The sequence below is a fragment of the Blautia sp. CAG:257 genome (genome assembly GCF_000433815.1).
Lineage (GTDB): Bacteria > Bacillota > Clostridia > Lachnospirales > Lachnospiraceae > Blautia_A > Blautia_A caecimuris.
The window spans coordinates 1-9,892 of the sequence record NZ_HF999026.1; the positions used below are offsets into that span (position 1 = coordinate 1).

At 44.1% G+C, this 9,892-nt stretch carries 9 protein-coding genes and 1 tRNA gene; 9 read left to right on the top strand and 1 reads right to left on the bottom strand.

The genetic code is table 11. The features are described 5' to 3' along the window. Positions 1–90: 90 nt before the first annotated feature. Positions 91–933: a hypothetical protein gene (locus QVP40_RS04520; protein ID WP_022067300.1), complete on the bottom strand. Its 843-nt coding sequence runs from the start codon at positions 931–933 to the stop codon at positions 91–93. Positions 934–1,336: 403 nt separating this feature from the next. On the opposite strand from QVP40_RS04520, the gene QVP40_RS04525 reads away from it, so the two are divergent. The 9 genes from QVP40_RS04525 (at position 1,337) to QVP40_RS04565 (ending at position 9,821) form a co-directional block, all read left to right on the top strand. Further along, on the top strand, positions 1,337–2,002 hold the full coding sequence (locus tag QVP40_RS04525; RefSeq protein WP_022067301.1) for a response regulator transcription factor: 666 nt from the start codon (positions 1,337–1,339) through the stop codon (positions 2,000–2,002). Then, positions 1,999–3,450 (top strand): sensor histidine kinase, encoded by a 1,452-nt coding sequence (locus QVP40_RS04530; RefSeq protein WP_022067302.1) that lies wholly within the window; start codon positions 1,999–2,001, stop codon positions 3,448–3,450. Before QVP40_RS04525 ends, QVP40_RS04530 begins: the two co-directional genes overlap by 4 nt. Before the next feature lie 79 nt (positions 3,451–3,529). Next, positions 3,530–5,107, top strand: coding sequence for a DUF6034 family protein (locus QVP40_RS04535; protein ID WP_022067303.1), 1,578 nt, complete (start codon positions 3,530–3,532; stop codon positions 5,105–5,107). Positions 5,108–5,133: 26 nt separating this feature from the next. After that, positions 5,134–6,021, top strand: coding sequence for a hypothetical protein (locus tag QVP40_RS04540; protein ID WP_022067304.1), 888 nt, complete (start codon positions 5,134–5,136; stop codon positions 6,019–6,021). A 1-nt stretch (position 6,022) separates the two neighbouring features. After that, positions 6,023–6,751 carry an ABC transporter permease gene (locus tag QVP40_RS04545; protein ID WP_022067305.1) on the top strand — a complete coding sequence of 243 codons (729 nt, stop codon included), beginning with the start codon at positions 6,023–6,025 and terminating at the stop codon, positions 6,749–6,751. Continuing rightward, positions 6,729–7,397, top strand: a complete 669-nt coding sequence (locus QVP40_RS04550) for an ABC transporter ATP-binding protein (protein WP_022067306.1) — start codon at positions 6,729–6,731, stop codon at positions 7,395–7,397. The genes QVP40_RS04545 and QVP40_RS04550 overlap by 23 nt, the downstream gene beginning before the upstream one ends. Beyond that, positions 7,394–8,764, top strand: a complete 1,371-nt coding sequence (locus tag QVP40_RS04555) for a hypothetical protein (RefSeq protein ID WP_022067307.1) — start codon at positions 7,394–7,396, stop codon at positions 8,762–8,764. Before QVP40_RS04550 ends, QVP40_RS04555 begins: the two co-directional genes overlap by 4 nt. Then, entirely contained in the window at positions 8,751–9,533 is a 783-nt protein-coding gene (locus tag QVP40_RS04560) for a hypothetical protein (RefSeq protein WP_022067308.1), read from the top strand. Before QVP40_RS04555 ends, QVP40_RS04560 begins: the two co-directional genes overlap by 14 nt. A gap of 213 nt (positions 9,534–9,746) precedes the next feature. Next, positions 9,747–9,821, top strand: a tRNA-Pro gene (locus tag QVP40_RS04565). Positions 9,822–9,892: the final 71 nt, after the last annotated feature.

A 9,892-nucleotide genomic window follows, 5' to 3' on the forward strand; every position in this document is an offset into this window, starting at 1 on the left:
GTCGTTGGTTCGAGTCCAACAGGGGGAGGTTTAAACACCCGTAAATGATAACATTTACGGGTGTTTTGCTATACATTTCTCAAATTCTGTTTAGCGATTGAAGAAGCGCCGCTCTCTCTGAGCCAGGGGCGCTTTGGAAGGAAGCTCTATTTCTTCATCTGAACAGCTGCAGGAACCGTTTGAAACGCCGTCACATTGTACTGATATTGAGCCTGTTTCTACCTGCGCGCCAAAAGTAATAGGAAGCTCAATACAAAGTTCCTGGGAAACGGTAAAGGAACAGGAGGTACGTTCTCCATAACAGGAGGTTTCTGTGCTGATCTCAGGCTTTCCGCAGCAGATCGTTCTTGCAGACCCAGGTCTGGCAAAGGGAGTCACAGTAACAGGGACACAGACGGTTTCCTTATGGTTAAATAACGATTCACATTCGTTTGTTTCACTGCATACAGGCCCGCAGATTGTCAGACCTGTTGCCGTGGTTCCTCCTCCGAACAGGCACACATCAACAGGGCCCACAGGATAAATATTTTTCAGCGAAAAACATATTTTCATATAACCAATTTCTTTATTTAAAGGAAAATCAAATTTTAATCCAATACATTCTGTTGGAGGATCTGGATTTTCTTTTGTCTTAAATTCTACATTTTCTCCCCATATAATTGTCTGAGGATCATCGTTAATGGAAACTGTAATTTCTGAAATATCCTCCCGGGTGATGGTACTGCAGATATTCAGCAGAAAATGACTTAAATCTGCATATTGGGGCAAGTCCTGTCCCACACCTGTAATAAGATAGCAGAATTTCTGGAGCTGACCTTCAGAGGGGTATAAAACAGATTCCTCTGTATTTAAGGAAACCGTAAAGGGAAGAATCTTTTCACCGGGAATTTCAGAATAATCAATTTCAAAGCTGCATCTATTTTCCGTTTTCATAAAGGCCTCATTAAATTTGATAAATTCTTTATATCATATGTTAAAACCAGGATAGGGTGAGCCCGCGTATTTGAACATAATGAATGCATGCACAGATGCTATATGTGATTTGGGCAGTATGTTTAGCTGTAGCTTTCATCTGTACGTTTTTCATCTTCCAAAAGTATTTTGGCCATATATTTACAAAATAGTTACACCACAATGATAGAATGAGTGCAATAATAAGGACAGAACTATAAATGCGCAAATTTGAAAAAACTGCACAGAATCATCACGAATTTGTCTTTGTAAAATGCACATATAGAGCTTAATATTTCTTTTATGTCCGAATATTACAGATTCTGTTGTGTAAAATTCGATATTTGCTTATTTATAGGACATAAGATATGAGGGAGGAAGAGATATGAGTGCACATATTCTGGTAATAGAAGACGAAGAGGCAATTAATGATCTGATCTGTATGAATCTGGAGGTAACCGGATATCAGGTAACTGCTTTTTTTGACGGGAACGAGGCAAGTAAAGGTCTTTCTGAAAAGGATGATTATGACTGCGCCCTTTTGGACGTAATGCTTCCGGGAAAGGACGGTTTTGCCCTGCTTCCTGAACTGAAAGCTCATGGGATTCCGGTGATCTTTCTAACTGCCAGAGGCGAGGTACAGAATAAGGTGCGGGGGCTGAAAGAGGGCGCTGAGGATTACCTTGTAAAGCCCTTTGAAATGCTGGAGCTGTTGGTGCGTATAGAAAAGGTTCTGGAGAGAAACGGAAGAGTAAACAGTCTGATCCAGATCTACGATGTAGTAATTGATACAGAAAAGCGGACAGTAACAAAGGACGGGCAGGAGGTTTACCTGAAGCCCATGGAATATGAATGTCTTTTGTTATTTGTAAGGCACAAAAACAAAGCTCTTACAAGGAAACAGATTCTCGGAACTCTGTGGGGAATGGAATTCGAGGGAGAAACCCGTACTGTAGACGCTCATGTAGGACGTATCCGAAAAAAGCTGGGCTGGGGAAATGTAATAAAAACAATACCTACCGTGGGATACAGACTGGAGGTGGATGAGTGAAGCTTTTTCGAAGAATTTTTCTTCAGGCGCTGTTGGCGGTCGTGATTATTTCTCAGGCTACACTGATATATTTTTTGTATGAAGCTCAGCAGCAGACAGTAAATGACTGGAGGAAAAATGAGCAGACTGAGTATACAAATAAATTAAGAGAAATGGACAGAAGGCTGGAGAGTACAGGATTGATTTTTCATACAGGGAATACAGAGACAGATGTGATACGTCTGGAATTGATCAATGTTTTCCGGGAGGTTTTTGGAAGCAACGGAGCTCTGTTTTATAAGGGGGAATGTGTTTATAATTCCAGCCCTTATGAATTTAATTATAAAGAACTGTGGGAAAATACGTACAAAAGATCAGAGGGAGACAGTATTCCTGTACAGAAAGTAGAGGATAAGAAGATTCTGATTCTTATGAGTTCAGAAATGTATATGGGGAATCCTTATACGGTTGTGTTTTATAATGATATTACGGAAATCTATGAACGTACTGCCAGACTTTTTGCAAAGGGACTGATGATGACCCTTGTTCTTTTACTTCTGACAGGAGGCATCCTGTACAGAAGTCTTTCTTATACGATACGTCCTCTCCTTCAGCTGAAAGACGCGGCTGCAGCTATTTCTGAGGGAAATTATCAGGTACGTGTTGATGACAGCAGAAAGGATGAAATCGGACAGCTTGCAAAAAGCTTTAATCATATGGCTATGACAGTGCAGGAAAACATAGAAGCTCTTACAAGTACAAATGAAACTCAGCGAAGAATGCTGGGAAGTCTTGCCCATGAACTGAAAACACCGATGACTGCCATTATCGGATATGCGGATGCGCTTCTGACAGTCCGTTTAAGCGACAGAAGAAGGGAACAGGCCCTGACTTATATAGGACGCGAATGTCGGAGACTGTCCAGGCTTTCTGTAAAAATGCTGGAGCTGACAGGCCTTTATGAAGAAAAAAAACAGGCAGTGGATTTTGAAAAATGCCAGGTAAGGGAGCTTCTGGACAATGTAAGACAGTTGATGAAGTTCAAGCTCAGTGAAAAAAACATTGATCTGGAAACGGAGTGCATTCCGGAGAATCTGTCCTGGGAAATGGATCAGGATATGATGGTCAGCTTTTTGGTGAATCTTGTGGATAACGCGTATAAAGCCTCTGAAAATGGTGGAAAAATTTTTATTCATGCAGACGAACAGGGCATTACAGTGAAAGATCAGGGGCGGGGGATTCCTGAAGAGGAACTGAACCGTGTGACGGAGGCCTTTTATATGGTGGATAAATCCAGATCCCGAAGCTCTGGAGGGGCAGGCCTGGGACTGGCCCTCTGTAAGGAGATTGCCGGGCTTTACGGAGCGCAGCTTATAATCAAAAGCAAGGAGGGTGCAGGTACTTCTGTTATTTTTCAGCGGTTACAGAATGGTTACACTTTGGAGGATATCCGGAAGAATGCTCTGTGATATTCTGATATCAGTAAAACAATAAAACCAGTGGAGACTGTGGCAGGACCGGCACAGTCAGACATAGAGAGGAGATCGTATGAAAAGAAAAACGCCGGCGCTGATCCTGGGGATGATGATAAGTACTGTATTACTGACCGGATGTGCAGAGACTCCGGAGGATTCTCTTGTAAAAATGAAAGGAAAAGAGGCAGCCGAAAAAAATTACGAAGAAGCAGCAGAGATACCTGAAGGTCAGGCAGGTGCAGAAGGAACAGAGAACACAGATAAAACTACAATTCGGGATATTGTAGGCGCTCCGGAAACTTATCAGAGTACGGTGACAGATGAGACCGGAAAGCTCACTATTGATACCAATGCAGTGGTGGAGATTCCTGAGGCAGAAAAGGCTTCTGCCATTGCAGTCAGCCAGCATCCTTTTAACCAGGAGGAAATAGACCGCATTACAGACACTTTTTTTAAGGATGCAAAGATTTATACAAGTTCCAGTTATTTTACCAGAACAAAACAGCAGGTTCTGAAAGAGCTGACTACCTGGAAGGGATATCTTGCAGAAGGAAATATGGATCCCAACGGCTGGGGAAAGGATGAAAACGGAAATTATAATCTGGATATTTATCAGGTGATTGAAAATCTGGAACAGGAATATGAAAATGCGCCGGAAGAGAAAGTACTGGAGGAGGTGAAGCCTCAGTTCGGACTTGAAGCAGATGATGGAATGGGCGGAACCTACATAATGGAGGATAATTTTATTGGAGTAGCAGTGACAGAAGACGGAACTCCATTTCGTTATATACTGAACTCCTCTGGAAGTACTCCCATGTCAGTAAAGATTGAAAATAACAAAAAATACGAACAGAGTGAACAGGCAGATGCATTATTTTTCTGGAACAGTTATGACAGCTTTTCCGCAGATAATGATATTCATCTGGCGGAGCCGCTTCCTGCAGAGGAAGAAATGGAAACAGAGATTGGTATATCCTTTGAGGAGGCAAAAGCTCTGACAGACGAAAAAGTTGCGGCCCTTCAGATTCCGGGAATGGAGCTTGCAGACTGGGAATACGGACTTTGCACCTATCAGACAAACAGCCCGGAAAATCAGGATATTCATATCAGTGATACAGGTTATATAATGCATTATACAAGGAAAGTGGATGGAATTCCCATTACATATTCTTCGGAGTATGGAGGAGCGCTGGAAGATATGGACAGTGAGATGGAAACATGGAGCTATGAAAGACTTGATTTTTGTGTGACAGAAGATGGAATTGATCAGGTGGAATTTATCAATCAGTATGATATCGGACAGGTGAAAACAGAACGCGTAAACCTGAAATCCTTTGACGAGATTATGGATATTTATGAAAAAATGATGCTGATACAAAATGCAGATACCTTAAACAGTGAAGACGGCAGAGTTTACCATATTGACCGGATCACCTTTGGCTACAGCCGGATTTATGAACCTGCTACAGACAGCAAATCCGGAGTTCTGGTTCCGGTGTGGGACTTTTTTGGAAGCTTTGAGGGTTTTTATACAGAAGAACAGCAGGTGCAGGGCGCTCCGGAGACATTTGGAAATTATGATACAAACATGAGTTATCTTACCATTAATGCCATAGACGGCAGCGTAATTGACAGGGGACTTGGATATTAAACAATACAGAAGGAGACGGGCAGAGAATGAGGCAGATCAAAGCAGTGATCCGATACAATTTTATGGGATTTTATAAAAAGCCCAAGGTGATTCTGACATTTTTGCTGGGCTTTATTCTCTGCTTTCTGTTAAGCAGCCGGATTATGCCGGTGATCCAGGCATATAAGTCGCCGGTTCAGATGCTGGAACCTTTTTTGTGGACCTTTGGAGATACAACGGCAATTCTTTTAAGCTCCGTACTTCTTTTGCTTTTGTTTTCCGACCTTCCTGTATTAAGCGCTATTACCCCGTATTACCTGTGCCGCACCACAAAAAAGCGCTGGCTTTTCGGACAGCTTTTTTATGTGGCGGCCGTATCTGGGATTTACACGGTTTTTATGCTGGGAGCTACCATGATCCTCTGTGCAAAAGTGGGATATCCGGGAAATATCTGGAGCAATACAGCGGCTATGCTGGCTTATTCTAAGCTGGGAGAGGACTTAAATGTTCCTTCTACGGTAAAGGTAATGGAAAGTGTTACTCCTTACGGATGTACCGCTCAGGTTATTCTCCTGCTGTTTCTTTATATTCTCTGCCTGAGCTTTATTGTGCTGGCAGGAAATCTTCTTCCGGGGAAAAATCGTGGACTGGTGGCAGGGCTTTTGTTCTGCCTTTACGGGTTCCTTCTGGAGCCGAAGGTGCTTCGGGTGCTTCTGGGATTTGAAGAATATGAGATGTTCCGGGTAAATGTGCTGATCGGATGGATCAGTCCTTTAAGTCACGCCTCTTATGGCAGGCATAATTTTGGATATGACCGGCTTCCAACAGTATGGCAGTCCTGTGTGGTGTTTCTGATTCTGCTTGGAGTTCTGATCTGGTTTTGCGGAAGACGGATGAAATACTATCATTTTGTGTTTTTAGGAGAAAAGGATTGAGATGGGCAGTGAGATCAGAAGAATGTTTCTGGGAAAAGGCTTCTGGATGGGTCTGGCTGTGGTAATGGCAGGAATTGTTTTTGGCGCAGCTTATCCTAAAATAGAGGGACTTCTGGATACAGGAAAATTTGTGAATATGGAAGCAGAGGCGCTGAAATCTCAGGCAATGATTTTTCTGCTTCCTCTGGCTGCTGTTCTTCCCTGGAGCGATTCTTTCCTTCTGGAACGTCAGGGCGGCTTTCTGAAATCTGCGCTTCCGAGAACAGGGAGGCGGGTTTATGTGGAGAGCAAAGTGTTTACAGTAGCTCTGGGAGGATTTCTGGCAGTATTCCTGGCAGGCACGCTGATGTTTTTTATATATTTTGCAGTGTTTTTCCCTTTGGAGGAACAGGGAAGGTTTCCCTGGAATTCTGTGTGGGAGCTTACAGAGATTCTTTTACGCTGCGGGATGCTGGGAGGCATCATCAGTACTTTCGGGGGAATCTGCGGAGCCCTGACAGGCTCCGTGTATCTGGCTTTTGGCCTGCCTTTTGTGTCCTATTATTTCTGTGTGATATTAAGGGACAGATACTTTGAAAACGCACTGTGGCTGTATCCGCCCCAGTGGATTGAAGGATCTGCAAAATGGGGAGCAGACAGTATGGGGCTATGGCTGTTTCTTCTTGTTTTTCTGGGACTTGTCATGGTGGTTCATGGAGGGATTCTGTATGACAGAGTTAGTGAGATCTGAGCCGGTGATCCAGGCGGCAAAGGTGACAAAATATTTTGGAGAGGACTGTGTGCTGAAGGAGGCGGATCTTATTCTGAGAAAAGGAGAGGTCTGCGGTATTGTGGGAAATAATGGATCAGGAAAAACAGTTCTTATGAAGTGTATCTGTGGATTTTTGCCCGTGACCTCAGGAGTGATCCGGGTACAGGGAAAGGAGATCGGAAAGGATACAGACTTTCCGGAAAGTCTGGGTGTGATTATTGAAAGTCCGGGCTTTCTGACTAATATGACAGGATTTCGGAATCTGGAGATTCTGGCAGATATGAACCGCCGGATCACAGCCGCTCAGATTCGGCTTGTGCTGAAAAAGGTGGGACTGGATCCTGACCTGAAAAAAGCTGTGGCAAAATATTCCCTGGGTATGCGGCAGCGCCTGGGAATTGCTCAGGCAATCATGGAGGATCCGGATCTTCTGATTCTGGATGAGCCGTTTAACGGACTGGATAAGCATGGAGTGGAGGAGATACGTAAAATTCTTCTGGAGCTGAAAAAGGAAGGGAAAAGTATTCTTCTGGCAAGTCACAATGCAGAAGATATCAGAATCCTCTGTGACCGGGTTTTTGAGATGGACGGAGGAATTTTAAGGGAAAGAGGAACGGCACAATGAAAAGAAACATAAGAAAAACAGCGATATTGCTGTCTGCAGTAATTCTTGGTGAAATCCTGTGTCTGCAGGGGAACAGCGATATCACGGGGACGCAGACAGGCATCCTGGCCGGAACGGGCAGCCGGATTGTGCATGGAGCAGAATTGTTTGCAGACGGAACAGAAAGAACAGGAGCAGAACAAAGCGCAGACACAGACGAGCCGGAGATTACGGTAGCGCCGGTTCCAACTGATGTACCGGAGCCCGGTGTATCACCATCACCGGAACCCAGCGTAACTCCGGAGCCAAGTGTTATTCCGGATCCCACGCCTGGACCGGGAATGTCCATGAATATTGAAAATCTGAATATTTACACAAACGGTCAGGAAGATCTTTTCGGGGACGGTTCTGTGCCTGAAGACACAGGAGGGGATGTTTCCGGAGGATATTCCGGAGGGGGAGAGATGTCTGCGGAACAGAAAGAAGAACTGATCCGTCAGCCCAGACTCCTTCTGGAAAGCTTTAACCTTTCAGAGAAAGCTCTGAACGCAGGAGACCAGGCAGATATGGAGCTGGTGTTTAAGAACAGAAGCAGCAGTCAGGGTATTTATAATCTGAAAGTTTCTTTTAGTACAGAATCGCCATCCATACAGTTTGAGAAGAAGTCCTTTTATTTTTCGGGAGTAAATCCGGGGGCAGATATTACTATTAACAGTAAGGTAAGTATTACAAAGGACGCAAAGGACGGACCTGTTCCGGTGACAGTCTCTTTTGAATATGAGGATGTGAAAGGAAAAGCTGCGACAGGAACAGAAAGTATTGAGATCCGGGTGGCACAGCCGGTGACGGCGGTTCTTGACTGCGAAGGGATTCCGGCAACAGTATATTCTACAGATACCATAGATCTGGCGGTCCGGGTGCAGAATCTCAGCAGAACAGGTATTTATAATGTGCGTGTGGACCTGGAAGGGCAGGGGATGTTTCCAAAGGAGGAAATTTTTGTTGGAAATATGGATGCCGGGACCATGGCTGAAGGAACTATGAGCATTTATGTAGGAACCCGGACTATGAAGGCAGCAGGACAGGATGAGGGAACGGATGAAAGTGAAATGTATGGAAAGGTAAGCGGAAAGCTTACCTTAAGCTATGAGGATCTGCAGGGGAATATTTATCAGGAAACATCAGAATATCAGACGCAGATTAATAAGCCGGAAATACAGAGTCTGAAAATAGAAACTCCCAAAAAGGCAAATTCCTGGTGGTATTCTGTTTTTGTTGTTGCCGGCGCAGGAATGCTGCTGATTATTATCGGACTTGTGATAAGAAACAGAAAGCAGAAAATGCTTTTGGAGGAGGCGCGAAGGGAGGCGGCCGGTGAGCATAAGTAAAAGGAAACATTTTTGGCCACTGACAGTGACCGGTATAGCAATGGCTGCAGGCGTTTTGTATCTGGCAGTTTATCTGGCGGCAGGGATTCCGGAAGAACAAAGAGAATATCAGGAGATGGTTTCCTTTGGGAAAACAGTTTATGATCAGAAATTACTGAAGGAAGTGCAGAAGATAGAGGGGCTGGTCTCTTTTACTCCGGTGCAGGAGATTCCTGTAGAACTGAGGCTGGGAGAGTATACAATGAATATTGTATTTCAGGCGGCAGATCTTGAGGAACTTCATATGAAAGGAAATGGACCGGATAAAATACAGGTTGGAAATACACCGGTTCTGCTGATTGGGAAAAATGCACTTTCCTCTATGACAGATGGAAACGGACGCAGGATTTCCAAAAAGGAACTTCAGAAATTCTGGGAAGGAAGTGAAAAACATCTGCAGTACAGAATGACAGATCAGAGCGAGCCTTCTGTAATAAGAAGTATTCCCCGGGGAGAATCTGCAGAGAAGGATAAAAACAGTACAGATATGGCAGCAGGTACATCATCCGGACAGAACATCACTGTGCAGAAAGAGACTGAGTGGAGGGACTGCTGTGCCGCCGCGCGGCTGACGTCACCTTCGGATGGAATTTATATGGATTATGAGCAGGGAAGGAGAATGCTGGAGGGCAGGCCTGTTTCCTGTAATAAAGCGCTGCTTACCGTGCAGGGAAAAGAAAATTTTGAAAAAGCGTCAGCCTCTTTTGCAGATCTGGAAAAGAAGCAATAGAGGCCGGCGGACAGAATAACCGGAAATAAGTCTTTCATAAAGCCTTAATGAAATATAAGCTTCCGGAAGTGTGAAGAATAACCGGAAGTTACTTTTACATTTCTCCCCGAAAATAAAAAACAAAAATTTTTGAAAAAAAGTGTTGACTTTTATAAATACCTGTAATATAATCTATCTTGCGTCAAGCGAGAAAACAAAAATTAAATACCGTTACGGGGTGTGGCTCAGCTTGGCTAGAGCGCCTGGTTTGGGACCAGGAGGCCGCAGGTTCGAATCCTGTCACCCCGATGCTGTAAACAACTTTTACCGTTTCAGCGAATATGCGGGTGTAGTTCAATGGTAGAACACCAGCCTTCCAA